We start from the raw sequence: 16,297 nt of genomic DNA, 5'->3' as shown, positions 1-16,297 counted from the left end.
CCCCCCGCCGGAGAGCAAGAACCGCCCCTGCTGCGGGCACCCCTTCCTTCCCGCCACGCTCCCCGGAGGCACGCACCATGTCCCAGTCGCAGCCCACTCCGTCCGCCGGGCGGGCGGGGGACGGCCCGGGAGGGGCCATGCGGGTGATCGGGCTGATGTCCGGCACCTCGTACGACGCGATCGAGGCGGCCGCCGCCGACCTCACCCTGGACGGCGACACCCTGCTCCTGCGGCCCCTCGGGCATCTGTCCGTGCCCTATCCGGACGACCTGCGCGACCTGATCGCCGCCACCCTGCCGCCGGCCGCGACGACCACCCAGGCCGTCTGCGCGCTGGACAGCGGTATCGGGCAGGCCTTCGCCGCAGCGGCGGCGCGTGCCCTGCGGGAGCTGTGCGCGGGAGCGGCGGACCTGGTGGTCTCGCACGGCCAGACCATGCACCACTGGGTCGAGGACGGCATCGTCCGCGGCACCCTCCAGCTCGGCCAGCCGGCCTGGATCGCCGAGGAGACCGGGCTGCCCGTCGTCTCCGACCTGCGCAGCAGGGACGTCGCGGCCGGAGGTCAGGGCGCCCCGCTGGTCGGCATGACCGACGCCCTGCTGCTGCGCGCCCTTCCCGGCACCCCGGCGGCGCTGAACCTCGGCGGCATCGCCAACGTCACCGTCCTCGCGCCCGGCGCCGAGCCGCTGGCCTTCGACACCGGCCCCGCCAACGCCCTGCTCGACGCGGCCGTACGGCACTTCACCGGCGACGGGACCGCCTACGACGAGGACGGGCGCCGGGCCGCCGCCGGAAAGGTCGGCCCCGAGCTGCTCCGCTTCCTGCTGGCGGACTCCTACTACCGCAGGCCGGCCCCGAAGACCACCGGCAAGGAGCACTTCCACCTGCCGTATCTGCTGCGGGCGCTCGACGCCGTACCCACGCCCGCCCCCGACGACGTACTGGCCACGCTGACCCGGCTGACCGCCGTGACCGTGGCCGACGCCTGCCGTGCGCACGGGGTCACCCAGCTCGTCGCCTCCGGCGGCGGTACCCGCAATCCGGTGCTCATGCGCATGATCGGCGAAGAGCTGCCCGGAGTGCCGGTGCGCCGCAGTGACGACCTCGGGCTGCCCTCCGACGCCAAGGAGGCCCTGGCCTTCGCCGTCCTGGGCTTCCTCACGGTCCACGGTCTGCCCGGCACCCACCCCTCCGCCACCGGCGCCGCCAGGGCCACGCTGCTCGGCAGCGTCACCCCCGGCGTGGCGCCGCTGCGCCTGCCCGCGCCCGTCGCACAGCCGCCGCACCTGCTGCGGATCGTCCGCTGACCCACCCGAGGATCCATGAGCCCCTCCGACGCCCCCTCCGCCTCCGCGCACCCGGCGGACCGGCCGGACCGCCTGGCCGAGTTGCTGTCCGCGTGCGTCGACGACCCGGCCAGGGTCACGACCGACGTCTCCCGCAGGGTCGCCGCCGCCCACGACGCCTCGCCGTACCTGTTCACCCCGCGCGCGGTGGTGCGCGCCGCGTCGGCGGCCGAGGTGGGTGCCCTGATGGCCGGCGCCCGCGCGGCCGGGCTGCCGCTCACGCTGCGCTCGGGGGGCACCAGCCTCGCGGGACAGGCGGGCGGCGACGGCATCCTCGTGGACGTCCGCAGCGCGTGGCGCGACGCCGAGGTGCTCGACGACGGCCTGCGCATCCGGGTGCAGCCGGGGCTGACCGTGCGGCAGGTGAACGCGCGGCTCGCCCGGTACGGGCGCCGGCTCGGCCCCGACCCGGCCAGCGAGTCCGCCTGCACCATCGGCGGACTGGTCGCCAACAACTCCAGCGGCATGAACTGCGGCACCCGGGACAACGCCTACCGGACCATGGAGTCCCTCCAGTTCGTGCTGCCCTCCGGCACCGTGGTCGACACCGCGCTCCCCGACGCGGACCAGGCGCTGCGCGCCCGCGAGCCCGCACTGCACGCGGGCCTGCTGCGGTTGCGCGACCGGGTGCGCGGCTCGGCCCGGTCCCGCGCCACCGTCGAGCGGCTGTTCTCGATGAAGAACACCATGGGCTACGGGCTCAACTCGTTCCTGGACCACGACGAACCGGCCGGCATCCTCGCCCACCTGATGATCGGCAGCGAGGGCACCCTCGGCTTCGTCGGGGAGGCCGTCTTCCGCACCGTCCCCCTGCTGCCGCACACCGCCACCGGCCTGCTGGTGCTGCCCGGGCTCGCCGAGGCCACCGACGCCCTGCCCGCGCTGCTGGCCGCCGGGGCCCGCACCGCCGAACTCCTCGACGCGGCATCGCTGCGGGTGGCGCAGCAGGCCCCCGACCCCGTCGCCGAGGTGCGCGGCCTGCGCGTCGAGCGGCACGCGGCCCTGCTGGTGGAATTCGCCGAGGAGGACCCCGGCCTGCTGGCGGAGCGGGTGGCGGACGCCCGGCAGGCCCTGGACCGACTGCCCGCCGTCACCGGGACCGCGCTCGTGGACGACCCGCGCCTGCGGGCCAGGCTCTGGCACCTGCGGAAGGGGCTCTACACGGCCGTCGCGGGTGCGCGCCGTCCCGGCACCACCGCGCTGCTGGAGGACATCGCGGTGCCGATGGACCGGCTGACCCGTACGTGCGAGGGCCTGACCGGCCTCTTCGACCGGTACGGCTACCAGGACGCGGTGATCTTCGGCCACGCCCGCGACGGCAACCTCCACTTCATGCTGACCCAGGACTTCGACTCCGCCCCGGAGATCGAGCGCTACGCCCGGTTCACCGACGCCATGGCCGACCTCGTCCTGGGCGCCGGGGGCACGCTGAAGGCCGAGCACGGCACCGGGCGGGCCATGGCTCCGTTCGTCCGCCGCCAGTACGGCGACGAGCTGTACGACGTCATGCGCGAGCTGAAACGGCTGTGCGATCCGTACGGGGTGCTCAACCCCGGCGTGCTGCTGGACGACGACCCGGCCGCGCACCTGCGCAACCTCAAGAGCATCCCGGAGGTCGACCCCGCCGTCGACGCGTGCGTCGAGTGCGGCTACTGCGAGCCGGTGTGCCCCACCGCGGACGCCACCACGACACCGCGTCAGCGCATCGCCCTGCGGCGCGAGATCGCACTGGCCACGGCGGCGGGGGACGAGGAGCGGCGGCGTGCGCTGTCGGAGGACTACGCCTACGCGGCCGTCGACAGCTGCGCGGCGGACAGCCTCTGCGTCACCGCGTGCCCGGTCACCATCGACACGGGCGCGGTCATGAAACGCCTGCGCGCCGAACGGCACGGTCCGGTCGCGCAGCGCGCCGGGAACGCGGTGGCCCGGCACTGGGGGACCACGGTCAAGGCCGTACGCGTGGCTCTGGACACGGCCCACACCGTCCCCTCCCCCGTCCTGCGCACCGGCACCGGCGCGCTCCGCCGGCTCGGGGCGAGCGAGCTGGTGCCGGCCTGGGCCGACGACATCCCCCGTGGCGGCCCCGCCCGCCCCGCACCCCACCGCCCGGCAGGAGCCCGCGCGGTGTTCTTCGCGGCGTGCGTCGGCAGTCTCTTCGCCCCGGAGGGAGGCGGCGGGGAGAGGCCTGGCGGAGCGACCGGCGCGGCGGGGGCCTTTCTGCGGTTGTGTGCGCGGGCCGGGGTTCCCGTCACCGTGCCCTCTGGGCTGGGCGAGCTGTGTTGCGGCACCCCCTGGCAGTCCAAGGGGTACACCGCCGGGTACCGCACCATGGCCGAGCGCACCCTGGAAGCGCTGTGGGAGGCGAGCGAGCACGGCCGGCTGCCGGTGGTGTGCGACGCCTCGTCCTGCACGCACGGTCTGGCCCAGCTGCGCGACGCACTCCCGGAGTCCGACCGCGGCCGCTTCGCGTCGCTGCGGTTCGTCGACAGCGTCGTCTTCGCCGCCGAGCACCTGCTCCCCGCCCTGCCCGAACCCCGGCGCCTGGGCAGCCTCGCCCTGCATCCCACCTGCTCCACGGTGCACCTCGGCATCGAGTCCGCCCTGCGTACCGTGGCCGCGGCGGTGAGCGACGAGGTGACCGTGCCCGACAGCTGGGGCTGCTGCGCGTTCGCCGGGGACCGGGGTCTGCTCCACCCGGAGATCACCGCGTCCGCCGTCGCCGCCCAGGCCGCCGAGCTGAACGCGGGCACGTACGACGCGTACGCCTCCTGCAACCGCACCTGCGAAATGGGAATGACCCGCGCCACGGGCCACCCCTACCGGCACGTCCTGGAACTCCTCGACGAGGCCACGGCCTGAGGGGACGCACGGCGGGACCGGGCCCACCGGCGTGGCGTCAGGCGGCGCTCGCTCACCGAGCGTTCCCGCCGGCACTCCGCCCGCGCCTCACCGTCCAGGCGCCCCGCTGCGCAACCCGTCCATGACCAGGTCGAGGAGGCGGGTGGCGCGGGGGCGCCAGTCGTCGTGGGGGGTGAGTTGCCACAGGCCCGCTATGGCGAGGAGGAAGTCGTCGGCGGTGATCCCGGGCCGGATGGTGCCGGCGTCCTGGTTGGCGCGGAGCAGGAGTTCCGCCGCGTGGGCCACCGGTGTGGGGGATGGCTTGGCGGGGCCGCCCGGCGCGCCGGTGACCTGCCGTATCGCGTCGGCCAGCCCGGCCTTGGCCATGGCGAACTCGGCGAGCCGGTCCATCCATGCGCGCAGGGCCTCGTCGGGCGCCCGGGTGGCGAGCAGGTGTTCCGCGTTGTCCGCGACCTGCCGCATCTCGTGGCGGTAGATCTCCAGGACGAGCGATTCGCGGTTGGGGAAGTTTCGGTAGAAGGTGCCCTGCCCGACACCCGCCTTCTTGGCGATCTGGCTCAGCGGGGTGTCGGCGCAGCGCGACAGTTCGGTGAGTGCCACCTCCAGGATGCGCTCGCGATTGCGCTGTGCGTCCGAGCGCCGGGGTGAGTCCTTCTGCTGCGGCACTCGTCCCTCCTCAAGGCGTGGCCGATCGGCGTGGCCGAACCTCGCCCTTGCTAAGCGGACAACTGTCCGTTACGTTTTCTGTGAGCGGACAGCTGTCCGGTTGCGTTCACCATAGCGGCGGAGGCGGCCCTACGGGAGTCGCCGGTCGCCCCCATCACCCCGCACCTTCGTTTCGCCCCTCGCGCTACCCACCGCACGACGTACTCCCCGCGCAGCCCACCCCCGGCCGCCGGCCCCCCGTCTGTCCTGGAATTGCGAAAGAAGCAGCTCATGGCCTCATCGACGTCCAGTGTCATCACTTTGAAGATCAACGGCGAGAAGTACACACTGCCCGTCGACCACCGCACCACCCTGCTCGACGCCCTGCGCGAGCGCCTCGATCTCACCGGTACCAAGAAGGGCTGCGACCAGGGGCAGTGCGGGGCCTGTACGGTCCTGCTGGACGGACGCCGGTCCGTCGCCTGTCTGCAACTGGCCGTGGCGGCCGAGGGCCGGGAGATCACCACCATCGAAGGCGTGGCCGACGGTGACCGGCTGCATCCCGTGCAGCAGGCCTTCCTCGACCTGGACGGCTTCCAGTGCGGCTACTGCACACCGGGCCAGATCTGTTCGGCGATCGGGATGATCGAGGAGCACGCCGCGGGCTGGCCGAGCGCCGTCACCGAGGACGTCCGCCCCGAAGCGGGGCCACCACCCCTGACCGCCGAGGAGATCCGCGAGCGGATGAGCGGAAACCTGTGCCGTTGCGCCGCGTACGTCGCGATCGTCGACGCGGTGGCCCGCGCGGCCGGGGCCCGCCCGGACGAGGAACGCGTGCACCCCGTGACGGGTGCCGAGGAGGCTGTGGCATGAGGGAGTTCGACTATCAGCGGGCGCACGACGTCGCCGGGGCCGTCGCCCTGCTCGGCGCCGATCCGGACAGCCGCTTCCTCGGTGGCGGCACCAATCTCGTCGACCTGATGAAGACCGGTGTCGAGCGGCCCGCGCGGCTCGTCGACATCCGCGAACTCCCGCTCGACGAGATCGAGGCGACACCCGAGGGCGGCCTGCTCATCGGTGCCACCGTCACCAACGGCGACCTGGCCGCCCACCCCGAGGTCCGGCGCCGCTACCCGGCGCTCGCCCAGGCGGTGCTGGCCGGTGCGTCGGGCCAGCTGCGCAACATGGCCACGGTCGGCGGAAACCTGCTCCAGCGCACCCGCTGCGGCTACTTCACCGACGTCACCCAGCCCTGCAACAAGCGCGTACCCGGCAGCGGGTGCCCCGCCGTCGAGGGCGAGCACCACAACCACGCGATCCTGGGCGCTTCCGACCACTGTGTGGCCGTACACCCCTCGGACATGGCCGTGGCCCTGACCGCCTTCGACGCCGTGGTCCGGTTCGAGACGGCGGACGGTCCCGGACAGCTGCCGCTAGCCGACTTCTACCTGCCCGTCGGGGACACCCCGCACCAGGAGACGGCCCTGCCGCCGGGCGCGCTGATCACCGGCGTCACGCTGCCGCCCGCGCCGGTCGCCGCCCGCTCCCGCTACCGCAAGGTGCGCGAACGCGCCTCCTACGCCTTCGCCATCGGCTCCCTCGCCGCCGCGCTCGACGTCCGTGACGGCGTCGTCCAGGACGCGCGCCTGGCCCTCGGCGCCGTGGCCTCCCGTCCGTGGCGGGCCGTCGCGGCCGAGCGGGTCCTGACCGGCGCACCGGCCACCGCCGACACCTACGCCGCCGCGGCGGACGCCGAGCTGGCGGCGGCACGCCCGCTGCCGCACAACGGATACAAGGTGGACCTCGTCCGCAACCTCGTGGTGGCCGTCCTGACCGAACTCGCCGAGGAGACCGCACGATGACCGCCGTCACCACCGGAACTCCCGCGCAGGCACCCTCCGTCGGCACCGGCCACACCCGTGTCGAGGGCAGGGACAAGGTCACCGGAGCGGCCCGCTACGCGGGCGAGGTGCCCTTCGCCGACCTCGCCCACGGCTGGCTGGTGCTGTCCACCGTCGCCCGTGGCCGCGTCCGCGCCCTGGACACCGAACCCGTCCTCGCCATGCCGGGTGTCGTGGCCGTCCTGGACCATCGCAACGCCCTGCGCCTGGAGACCGACTACACCGGTCTGATGGGCATGCGCCCCGACCCGACCTGCGCGGTCTTCCAGCACGACCGGGTGCCGCACCGGGGCTGGCCGGTGGCGCTGGTCGTCGCGGAGACGTCCGAGCAGGCGCGGGAGGCCGCCGAGGCGCTCGTCGTGCACTACGAACAGGAGCCGCACGACGTCGAGTTCACCGGCGAGCGCCCGGACGCGTACCCGCTGGACGGCCATATGCCGGCGGTCACGGAGAAGGGCGACCTCGACGCCGCCCTCGGCTCCTCGCCCGTCGTCGTGGACGCCGAGTACACCACCCCCGAAGAGCACCACAACCCGATGGAACCCCACGCGGCGACCGCCCGCTGGGACGGCGGGCAGCTGGAGGTGATCGACTCCAACCAGGGCGTCACCTGGGTCGCCGGCGAACTCGCGAACCTCTTCTCCCTCGACCCGGCCTCCGTGCGCGTACGTTCCGAGCACGTCGGCGGCGGCTTCGGCAGCAAGGGCGTCCGCGCCCACCAGGTCGCCGCCGTGATGGCCGCGACCGTCCTGCACCGGCCCGTACGGGTCGTCCTGACCCGGCGTCAGATGTTCTCGCTGGCCGGCTACCGCAGCCCCACCACCCAGCGGGTCCGGCTCGGCGCCGACACCGACGGACGCCTGCGCGCCCTGGAGCACAGCTCCGTCAGCGCCACCTCCACGGTGTACGAGTTCGTCGAACCGAGCGCCGGGGTGGCGCGGGTGATGTACGACGCCGAGGCCCACCACACCGCCAACCGCCTGGTACGGCTCGACGTGCCGACCCCGACGTTCATGCGCGCCCCGGGCGAGGCACCCGGGTCGTTCGCCCTGGAGGCGGCGCTCGACGAACTCGCCGAGCGGTGCGGGCTCGACCCGATCGAGCTGCGTCTGCGCAACGAACCGGACAAGGGCCCCGTGTCGGGCCTGCCGTTCGCCGGCCGCCATCTGGCCGCCTGCTTCCGAGAGGGCGCCCGCCGGTTCGGCTGGGCCGACCGGGACCCGCGTCCCGGGGTGCGCCGGGACGGCCGCTGGCTGCTCGGCACCGGTACGGCGGCGGCCTCGTTCCCGGCGGGCGCCGCGCCGTCCACCGCCGCCGCGACCGCGCACCCGGACGGCACCTTCACCGTCCGGATCTCCGCGGCCGACATCGGCACCGGCGCCCGTACCGCGCTCACCCTGGTCGCCGCCGACGCCCTCCAGGTGCCGCCGGAGCGCGTCCGGGTGCGCATCGGGGACAGCGCCTTCGGCCCCGCGATGATCGCCGGCGGGTCCATGGGCACCCGCTCCTGGTCCTGGGCGGTCCGGGCCGCGGCCGGTGAACTGCGCGAACGGCTGGCCCTCGGCGCCGACGTCCCGCCGGAGGGCATCACCGTACGCTCCAACACCGCCGAAGCCATCGCGGCCCTGCCGCCCGCCGAACGCCACTCCTTCGGCGCGCAGTTCGCCGAGGTCGCCGTGGACGTCGGCACCGGCGAGGTGCGGGTGCGGCGCATGCTCGGCATCTTCGCGGCGGGCCGGATCGTCAACCCGCTCACCGCCCGCAACCAGCTGCTGGGCGGCATGATCTGGGGCATCTCCATGGCCCTGCACGAGGAGGCCGTCCGGGACCACGCCTCGGGCGGGCATGTCGGCGCCGACCTCGCGGGCTACCACGTGGCCACCCACGCCGACGTGCCCCGCATCGAGGCGGACTGGATCGACGACACGGACCCGGACGACCCGGTCGGCATCAAGGGCATCGGAGAGGTCGGCATCGTCGGCGCCGCGGCGGCGATCGCCAACGCGGTCTGGCACGCGACCGGCGTACGCCACCGCGCCCTGCCCATCCGGCCCGACCGCGTCCTGTCGGCCGCCACGGGAGCCCCGGATGCTTGATCTGGCCGAGCAGCTGCGCCACTGGACCGAGGAGGGCCGGGAGTTCGCCGTCGCCACCGTGGTGGCGGTCGGCGGCAGCGCGCCGCGCGGTCCCGGCGCGGCCCTCGCCGTCGACAGCGCGGGCACGGTCATCGGCTCGGTCTCCGGCGGCTGCGTGGAGGGCGCGGTCTACGACCTGTGCCGCGAGGCGCTGCGGACCGGGCAGAGCGTGCTCGAACGGTTCGGGTACAGCGACGAGGACGCCTTCGCCGTAGGCCTGACCTGCGGCGGGACGATCGACGTGCTGGTCACGCCGGTGGCCGCCGAGGCCCCCGTGCGGACGGTCCTCGGGCCGGCGCTGTCGGCCGCCGCGCAGGGCGAACCCGCGGCTCTGGCCCGGGTCGCCCGGGGCCCCGCCGAACTCCTCGGCCGGGCCATGCTGGTCCGGTCCGACGGCACGTCCGAGGGCGGTCTCGGCGGCCACCCGGAGCTGGACCGGGTGGCGGCGGCCGAGGCCCGCGCCCTGCTGGAGGCGGGCCGCACCGGCACGGTGGACCTGTCGGCGAGCGGGGGGAGTTGGGGGTCCCCCCGGACGGAGTCTGGGGGAGGTTGGCACTGCCCTGACGGCCTGACGCTGCTGGTCGAGTCGAACGTGCCGCCCCCGCGCATGATCGTCTTCGGCGCGGTGGACTTCGCGTCGGCGCTGGCCCGGGCCGGCAAGTTCCTCGGCTACCACGTCACCGTCTGCGACGCCCGCCCCGTCTTCGCCACCCCGGACCGGTTCCCGGACGCCGACGAGGTCGTCGTCGACTGGCCGCACCGCTATCTGCGGAGCACCGCGACCGACGCCCGTACGGTCCTGTGCGTGCTCACCCACGACGCGAAGTTCGACGTGCCCCTGCTGAAGGTGGCCCTGCGGATGCCGGTCGCGTTCGTCGGGGCGATGGGCTCGCGCCGCACCCACGAGGACCGCAACCGGCGTCTGCGCTCGGAAGGCGTCAGCGAACGGGAGCTGTCCCGGCTCCGCTCACCGATCGGCCTCGACCTCGGCGCCCGCACTCCGGAGGAGACCGCCCTGTCCATCACGGCGGAGATCGTCGCCGCGCGGCGGGGCGGGACGGGAGTGCCGCTGACCGGGGTGAAGACGCCGATCCATCACGAGAAGAGGGACGGCGGACGGCCTGCGGTCGCCTGACGGACCTCGCCCCCGGCGCCCGGCCGGTCAGCGGTGCGCGACGCCGGGCCGGGCGCCGGGGGCGAGGGTCGGTTCGGTGACGGGGACGTCGCCGAGTGCCCGGTCGATCGCGGTCAGCAGGTCGTCGGACAGGTCCACGCCGGAGGCGGCGGCATTGGCGTGGACCTGCTCGGGACGGGACGCCCCGGTGATCGCGGAGGCGACTTCGCCACGGCGCAGGACCCAGGCGAGCGCCAGGGTGGCCATGCTCATGCCGGCCTCCTCGGCGATCGGGACGAGGCGCTGGACCGCTTCCAGGGTGGCGTCGCTGTAGACGAGGTCCTGGGAGACGGCCATGTCGGCGGAGGCGAAGCGGCTGCCTTCCGGTACGGGCTGCCCGGGCCTGTACTTGCCGGTGAGGACGCCCTGGGCCAGCGGCGACCACACGATCTGGGAGATGCCGTTCGCCGCGCACAGGCCGAACACCTCGGCCTCGGGGGCCTGCCACAGCATGGAGTACTGCGGCTGGGACGAGACGAACAGGTCGGGTCCGGCGATGTCGATCGCGGCCTGGATCTGCTCGGGGGTCCACTCGCTGAACCCGAGGTAGCGGGCCTTGCCCTGCTCGACGACCTTCCGGAACGCCTCGACGGTGTCCTCGATCGGGACGGTGGGGTCGAAGCGGTGCGCCTGGTACAGGTCGACGTGGTCGGTCCTCAGCCGGGTGAGGGAGGCGTCGATCTGCTTCGCGATCTGCGCCGGGGACAGGCCCTGGTCGGCCGGGTCGTCCGACATCGGGAAATAGACCTTGGTGGCCAGGATGTAGGAGTCGCGGGGGTGGGCCGAGAGGATCTCGCCCCACGCGGTCTCGGCGGCTCCCTGCCCGTAGACGTTGGCGGTGTCGAAGAAGTTGACGCCCGCGTCGAACGCCGCCTCGGTGCAGGCACGGGTGGCGTCCGCCTCGACGCCGCCGGAGTAGGTGAGCCAGGACCCGAGAGAGATCTCCGAGACCTCCAGATCCGAGCTGCCGAGCTTGCGGTACCGCATGGGTGCTCCTTGTCGTCGCTCTCGTTGTCTCTCGTTGTTCTCGGTGGGCGGTGCGGGGTCCGGACGGCCTGGTCCAGGATCACGTGGGCCGCGGGCCGCCGCGACTCAGGGTCCGGCTCCGGGGCGGCCGGCGTCAGGACGGCCGCGGGTGCTGGAGGCCCTGGAGGAGGAGGGCGACCATGCGTCGTGGGTCGTAGCGGGGGTCGTCGTCGGGGCCGATGCAGAGGTTGCCGATGCCGCGCATCAGTTCGTACGGCTGCGTGCCCGGCCTGATCTCGCCCGCCTCGACCGCCGCGTCGAGCAGGTGCTCGGCGACGGGCAGCAGGCGGTCGAGGAAGTAGGTGTGGAGCGCGGCGAAGCCGCCGCTGTCCGGTTGCGGCGTGCGGGCGAGCCCGTGCTTGGTGACCAGGAAATCGACGAAGAGGTCGATCCACCCACGCAGCGCCGCGAGCGGCGAGTCGGCCTCGGCCAGCAGGCGCGGGCCGGCCTCGGCGCACTCCTCGACCTGGTGACGGAAGACGGCGACGACGAGATCGGCCCGGGTCGGGAAGTGCCGGTAGATCGTCCCCATCCCGACGCCCGCCTTGGCCGCGATCTCGCGGATCGGCGCGTCGACGCCCGAGGTCACGAACACCTCGGCGGCGGCGGCCAGCAGCTTCTGCTGGTTGCGCACCGCGTCGGCCCGCTTTCCCGGGGCCGGCGCCGGTCCGGTCCGGCCTGAAGTGGACACCGCGCTCACCTTCCTCTCACCGCCGTAAGCGGAGCAAAGTTCCGCATGCGCTTGTGAAGCGGAACGGCGTTCCGTATCGTAGCCTCCACCCTAAGCGGAACAACGTTCCGTTTCAGTTCCGGCCGAGCCCGGACCGAAGGAAGGCCCCATCGTGAGCGCATCGAACCCCTCCGCCGCCACCGTCACCCCGCCGGCCCCCGTGCTCTCGTACAGCCCGGTGGTGCTGCCCGCACCCGGACGCCCCGTGGATCTTCACGTGCGCGTCACCGCGCCGGCGACCGGAACCGACCTGCCCGTCGTCCTCCTCTCCCACGGGCACGGCAACTCCAACCACCTGTCCTCGCTCAACGGTTACGCCCCGCTCGCCCAGCACTGGGCCGCCTCCGGCTTCGTCGTCGTCCAGCCCACCCACCTCAGCTCCAGGACGCTCGCCCACCTGCTCGCCGACGCCCCCGGAGCACCCTTCTTCTGGCGTTCCCGCGCCGAGGACATGACCCACGTCCTCGACCGGCTCGACGTGATCGAGAACGCCGTACCGCGGCTCGCCGGACGCGTGGACCACGACAGCGTCGCCGTGGCCGGGCACTCGCTCGGCGGCTTCACCGCGAGCCTCCTGCTGGGCGCCCGGGTCACCGACCCCGACGACGGGCACGAGGTGCGCCTCTTCGAGCCCCGGATCAAGCAGGGCGTACTGCTGGCCGCCCCCGGGCGGGGCGGTGACGCCCTGAACGGGTTCATGGCCGAGCGGGTGCCGGTCTTCAGGACCTTCGACTTCTCCACCATGACCGCACCGGCGCTGGTCGTCGCCGGGGACAAGGACGACCCCCGGCACTTCACGGACATGGGCCCGGCCTGGCACGCCGACCCGTACCACCTCGCCCCGGCCCCCAAGACGCTGCTCACCCTGTTCGACGCGGAGCACGGACTGGGCGGGATCGCCGGGTACGACGCCGCCGAGACGACGGACGAGCACCCCGGGCGAGTCGCCGCCCTGGCCCGGCTCACCTCGGCCTACCTGCGCAGCGGGTTCAGCCCCGGCGACAGCGCGTGGCAGGACGCACAGGAGGCGCTGACCACCGGCCCCGACGCGTTCGGGCGAGTGGAATCCAAGTAGGCGCGCGCACCTCCCGAAGGCTCCGCCCCGGACAGACAGCGCCCGGACAGACTCCGCCCCGGACAGAATTGCTTGCGCTTGCGTCTATACCGCGTCTGCAACTATTGTCGACGATCGTAAGGCGTGAGCGCATCTATCGCCGCGCTTCGAAAGTACAACGGTGACTCTCGGACGACGCGACGCGGGGTACCCAGACGGGACGCCCCTCGCGCTGGGCGAGGGCGCACTTCCGGAAGGACGGCACTGCCATGATCCCGATCCCGAACGTGACGCTGAACAACGGCATCGAGATGCCGCAGCTCGGCTTCGGTGTCTTCCAGGTCCCCGACGACGAGACCACCGCGGCGGTCGGCGCCGCGCTCCAGGCCGGGTACCGCAGCATCGACACGGCCGCGATCTACGGCAACGAGCGTGGCGTCGGCCGGGCCATCGCGGAGTCCGGCATCGCGCGCGACGAACTGTTCGTCACGACCAAGCTGTGGAACACGGACCAGGGCTACGACGCGGCCCTCGCGGCCTTCGACGCCTCCCTCGACAAGCTCGGTCTCGACTACGTCGACCTCTACCTGATCCACTGGCCCACCCCGGCCCGCGACCTGTACCTCGACGCCTGGCGGGCCTTCGAGAAGATCCTCGGCGAGGGCCGCACGCGTGCCATCGGCGTCTCCAACTTCCAGGTGCCCCACCTGGAGCGCCTGCTGGCGAACACCGGCGTCACGCCCGTGGTCAACCAGGTCGAACTGCACCCCGGCCTCCAGCAGGAGGAACTGCGCGCCTTCCACGAGCGGCACGGCATCGCCACGGAGGCGTGGAGCCCGCTCGCGCAGGGAGCGGTCCTCGGCGACCAGGCGGTGGTGGACCTCGCCGCGAAGTACGGCGTGAGCCCCGCGCAGGTCGTCCTGCGCTGGCACCTCCAGATCGGCAACATCGTGATCCCGAAGTCGGTGACGCCCGAGCGCATCCGGCAGAACCTGGACGTCTTCGGCTTCGAGCTGACCGACGAGGACCTGCGGAGCCTGGCCGCCCTGGACCGGGGCCTGCGGACCGGTCCGGACCCCGACACGTTCAACTGAGCGCCGTACCGCCCTGTCCCGTACCCGTTCGAGGAGGTTTACCGTGCACATCGACCTGACCGGCCGGACCGCGTTGGTCACCGGCTCCACCCAGGGCATCGGCCAGGCCATCGCCGTCGGCCTCGCCCGCGCCGGCGCGCGGGTGGTCGTCAACGGCCGTCGCAGCGAGACCGTCGAGAAAGCCGTGCAGGAGGTCCGTGCCGAGGCCGGCGCGGCGGACGTCGTGGGCGCGGCCGGCGATCTGGCGACCGCGGACGGCGCCCGGGCCGTTCTCGACGCCGTTCCCCGGATCGACATCCTCGTCAACAACCTCGGGATCTTCGGCGCCACTCCGCCGCTGGAGATCGAGGACGCCGAGTGGGTCCGCTATTTCGAGGTCAACGTGCTGTCGGCGGTCCGGTTGATCCGCGCCTGCCTGCCCGGCATGCGGGAACGGGGCTGGGGCCGCATCGTGAACGTCGCGAGCGACTCCGCCGTGGTCATCCCGGCGGAGATGATCCACTACGGCATGACGAAGACGTCCCTGCTGGCGGTCAGCCGCGGTTTCGCCAAGGAGGCCGCCGGCAGCGGTGTCACCGTGAACTCCGTGATCGCCGGGCCCACGCACACCGGCGGCGTCGAGGACTTCGTCCGGCAACTCGTCGGAGACGAGCTGGGCTGGGACGAGGCGCAGCGCGAGTTCATGGTCAAGTACCGGCCCCAGTCCCTGATCCAGCGGCTCATCGAGCCCGAGGAGATCGCCAACATGGTCGTCTACCTCAGCTCGCCCCACGCCTCCGCCACCACGGGAGGCGCGCTGCGGGTCGACGGTGGCTACGTGGACTCGATCCTGCCCTGACGTCAGTGCGTGATCTGCCTCACAGACTGTCAGAAGCCGCGCTTCTCCGGTGTCTTGATGTCAAGGCCAGTGAGAAGAGAGGCGAGACATGGGCGATCACGCCACCGACCCGGCGACCGAGGCGTTCGTCGAGCACCGGAACCTGCTGTTCACCGTCGCCTACGAGATGCTCGGCTCGGCCGCCGACGCGGAGGACGTCCTCCAGGAGACCTGGCTGCGCTGGGACAAGGCCGACCTGGCGCAGGTGAGCGACCGGCGCGCCTACCTGGTCCGGATCACGACCCGGCAGGCGCTCGACCGGCTGCGCGCGCTGAAGCGCCGCAGGGAGGCGTACGTCGGCCAGTGGCTGCCCGAGCCCGTGCTCACCGCGCCGGACGTGGCCGAGGACGTCGAGCTGGCCGAGCGTGTGTCGATGGCGATGATGCTCGTCCTCGACCGGCTCTCGCCCACCGAGCGGGCGGTGTTCGTGCTGCGCGAGGTCTTCGACGTCGGTTACGCCGAGATCGCCGAGGCCCTCGGCAAGAGCCCCGCCGCCGTCCACCAGATCGCCCACCGCGCCCGCCGACACGTCCAGGCCGGCCGCCCTCGTACGCGGTGTCGCCGGGCGCCACCCGGGCGGCCCTGGAGTCGTTCCGGCGCGCGCTCCAGACCGGGGACCCGCAGGAACTCCTCGACGTGCTCGCCCCGCACATCGTCCTCGTGAGCGACGGCGGTGGCCTGAAACGGGCCGCGCTGCGGCCGATCGTCGGCGCCGAGAACGTGATCCGCTTCTACTTCGGCGGCTCCCACCAAAGCAGAGGCACGATCTCCTGCGACCCCACCGTGGTCAACGGTGGCCCCGCACTCGTCGTACGCCTGGACGGCGAGCTCGACGGCGTCATGGCCGTCCGCGTCGAGGACGCCCGCATCACCGGCCTCTACTACGTCCGCAACCCGGAGAAGCTGACCCGGATCGCGTCCGAGACCACGCTCACCCTGCGCTGAGCACGCCGGACCACCGGGACACCGCCTGTCCACACACCACGCATACGAGGGGACCCCACCATGGCCGTACAGACGACGGCGGAAGACCGCGGCCACGCGGTCCGCGGCCACGCGGTCCGCGGCCACGCACTGCTGAAGGTCGCGATCGCCCTGCAAACCCTGGCGCTCTTCTTCCAGGCGGCCACCGCCGGACTGCTGCTGTCCTCCTCCCACGGCGAGACGCTGCACAGCGTCGGCGCCCGCGTGATGTACGGCGCGTCGATGCTGTACGTGCTCGCCGCCGTCCTGGCGTGGCGGCCGGGCGGGGGAACGCCCCGCCCCGTCCTGCACGCCTCCGGCTTCCTCGTCCTCGCCTCGGTGCAGGTCGTCCTGGGCATCGCGCACATACCGTCGCTCCATGTCCCGCTGGGCGTCCTCATGTTCGGCCTCAGCACCCTGGCGCTGGGCCAGGCGCTGACCGCCCGCCTGCCGGTGCGCTCCGGCGGGCTGTCGTAGCCGCCCCACCGGGTCA

The 16,297-nt window shown here is 73.3% G+C and carries 13 protein-coding genes and 1 pseudogene; 11 read left to right on the top strand and 3 right to left on the bottom strand.

Annotation, left to right across the window (positions count from 1 at the left end):
• Positions 1-137: 137 nt before the first annotated feature.
• Complete coding sequence (locus ACZ4WH_RS10185) at positions 138-1,307, top strand: anhydro-N-acetylmuramic acid kinase (protein ID WP_468178648.1); 1,170 nt, start codon at positions 138-140, stop codon at positions 1,305-1,307.
• Between the two features lie 15 nt (positions 1,308-1,322).
• Positions 1,323-4,205 (top strand): FAD-binding and (Fe-S)-binding domain-containing protein, encoded by a 2,883-nt coding sequence (locus tag ACZ4WH_RS10180; RefSeq protein ID WP_468178602.1) that lies wholly within the window; start codon positions 1,323-1,325, stop codon positions 4,203-4,205.
• 87 nt (positions 4,206-4,292) lie between these two features.
• On the opposite strand, the gene ACZ4WH_RS10175 is transcribed toward ACZ4WH_RS10180, so the two are convergent.
• Entirely contained in the window at positions 4,293-4,871 is a 579-nt protein-coding gene (locus ACZ4WH_RS10175; RefSeq protein WP_468178600.1) for a TetR/AcrR family transcriptional regulator, read from the bottom strand.
• A 270-nt stretch (positions 4,872-5,141) separates the two neighbouring features.
• Between ACZ4WH_RS10175 and ACZ4WH_RS10170 the strand changes: the two genes are divergently transcribed.
• Genes ACZ4WH_RS10170 through ACZ4WH_RS10155 form a run of 4 tightly spaced genes read left to right on the top strand, consistent with a single transcriptional unit; the run spans position 5,142 to position 10,021 of the window.
• Entirely contained in the window at positions 5,142-5,723 is a 582-nt protein-coding gene (locus tag ACZ4WH_RS10170; protein ID WP_468178598.1) for a (2Fe-2S)-binding protein, read from the top strand.
• A complete protein-coding gene (locus ACZ4WH_RS10165; RefSeq protein ID WP_468178596.1) occupies positions 5,720-6,712 on the top strand; it encodes an FAD binding domain-containing protein in 993 nt (330 codons plus the stop codon). Before ACZ4WH_RS10170 ends, ACZ4WH_RS10165 begins: the two co-directional genes overlap by 4 nt.
• Positions 6,709-8,847 carry a xanthine dehydrogenase family protein molybdopterin-binding subunit gene (locus ACZ4WH_RS10160; protein ID WP_468178594.1) on the top strand — a complete coding sequence of 713 codons (2,139 nt, stop codon included), beginning with the start codon at positions 6,709-6,711 and terminating at the stop codon, positions 8,845-8,847. Before ACZ4WH_RS10165 ends, ACZ4WH_RS10160 begins: the two co-directional genes overlap by 4 nt.
• On the top strand, positions 8,840-10,021 hold the full coding sequence (locus ACZ4WH_RS10155) for an XdhC family protein (protein WP_468178592.1): 1,182 nt from the start codon (positions 8,840-8,842) through the stop codon (positions 10,019-10,021). The genes ACZ4WH_RS10160 and ACZ4WH_RS10155 overlap by 8 nt, the downstream gene beginning before the upstream one ends.
• A gap of 27 nt (positions 10,022-10,048) precedes the next feature.
• Here ACZ4WH_RS10155 and ACZ4WH_RS10150 read toward each other — a convergent pair whose 3' ends face one another.
• Both ACZ4WH_RS10150 and ACZ4WH_RS10145 read right to left on the bottom strand, forming a co-directional pair.
• Complete coding sequence (locus ACZ4WH_RS10150) at positions 10,049-11,047, bottom strand: aldo/keto reductase family protein (RefSeq protein ID WP_468178590.1); 999 nt, start codon at positions 11,045-11,047, stop codon at positions 10,049-10,051.
• Positions 11,048-11,180: 133 nt separating this feature from the next.
• A complete protein-coding gene (locus tag ACZ4WH_RS10145) occupies positions 11,181-11,777 on the bottom strand; it encodes a TetR/AcrR family transcriptional regulator (RefSeq protein ID WP_468178588.1) in 597 nt (198 codons plus the stop codon).
• A gap of 151 nt (positions 11,778-11,928) precedes the next feature.
• On the opposite strand from ACZ4WH_RS10145, the gene ACZ4WH_RS10140 reads away from it, so the two are divergent.
• The 5 genes and pseudogenes from ACZ4WH_RS10140 (at position 11,929) to ACZ4WH_RS10120 (ending at position 16,281) form a co-directional block, all read left to right on the top strand.
• A complete protein-coding gene (locus tag ACZ4WH_RS10140) occupies positions 11,929-12,891 on the top strand; it encodes an alpha/beta hydrolase family protein (RefSeq protein WP_468178586.1) in 963 nt (320 codons plus the stop codon).
• Between the two features lie 248 nt (positions 12,892-13,139).
• The gene (locus ACZ4WH_RS10135) at positions 13,140-13,964 is read left to right on the top strand and encodes an aldo/keto reductase (protein WP_468178584.1); all 825 of its coding nucleotides are present in this window, start codon (positions 13,140-13,142) and stop codon (positions 13,962-13,964) included.
• Positions 13,965-14,007: 43 nt separating this feature from the next.
• Positions 14,008-14,802, top strand: coding sequence for an SDR family NAD(P)-dependent oxidoreductase (locus ACZ4WH_RS10130; protein WP_468178582.1), 795 nt, complete (start codon positions 14,008-14,010; stop codon positions 14,800-14,802).
• 88 nt (positions 14,803-14,890) lie between these two features.
• Positions 14,891-15,786, top strand: a pseudogene (locus ACZ4WH_RS10125) (RNA polymerase sigma-70 factor).
• 60 nt (positions 15,787-15,846) lie between these two features.
• Positions 15,847-16,281 (top strand): hypothetical protein, encoded by a 435-nt coding sequence (locus ACZ4WH_RS10120; protein WP_468178580.1) that lies wholly within the window; start codon positions 15,847-15,849, stop codon positions 16,279-16,281.
• Positions 16,282-16,297: the final 16 nt, after the last annotated feature.

The organism is Streptomyces sp. NPDC029138, from assembly GCF_055564375.1.
This window is presented reverse-complemented; position numbering and strand designations above follow the sequence as displayed.

What these genes read in the sequence shown, in the direction of transcription:
- ACZ4WH_RS10185 (WP_468178648.1), top strand. Translation starts at nt 138, where the DNA reads ATGCGGGTGATCGGGCTGATGTCCGGCACCTCGTACGACGCGATCGAG.
- ACZ4WH_RS10180 (WP_468178602.1), top strand. Translation starts at nt 1,323, where the DNA reads ATGAGCCCCTCCGACGCCCCCTCCGCCTCCGCGCACCCGGCGGACCGG.
- ACZ4WH_RS10170 (WP_468178598.1), top strand. Translation starts at nt 5,142, where the DNA reads ATGGCCTCATCGACGTCCAGTGTCATCACTTTGAAGATCAACGGCGAG.
- ACZ4WH_RS10165 (WP_468178596.1), top strand. Translation starts at nt 5,720, where the DNA reads ATGAGGGAGTTCGACTATCAGCGGGCGCACGACGTCGCCGGGGCCGTC.
- ACZ4WH_RS10160 (WP_468178594.1), top strand. Translation starts at nt 6,709, where the DNA reads ATGACCGCCGTCACCACCGGAACTCCCGCGCAGGCACCCTCCGTCGGC.
- ACZ4WH_RS10155 (WP_468178592.1), top strand. Translation starts at nt 8,840, where the DNA reads ATGCTTGATCTGGCCGAGCAGCTGCGCCACTGGACCGAGGAGGGCCGG.
- ACZ4WH_RS10150 (WP_468178590.1), bottom strand. Translation starts at nt 11,047, where the DNA reads ATGCGGTACCGCAAGCTCGGCAGCTCGGATCTGGAGGTCTCGGAGATC.
- ACZ4WH_RS10135 (WP_468178584.1), top strand. Translation starts at nt 13,140, where the DNA reads ATGATCCCGATCCCGAACGTGACGCTGAACAACGGCATCGAGATGCCG.
- ACZ4WH_RS10120 (WP_468178580.1), top strand. Translation starts at nt 15,847, where the DNA reads ATGGCCGTACAGACGACGGCGGAAGACCGCGGCCACGCGGTCCGCGGC.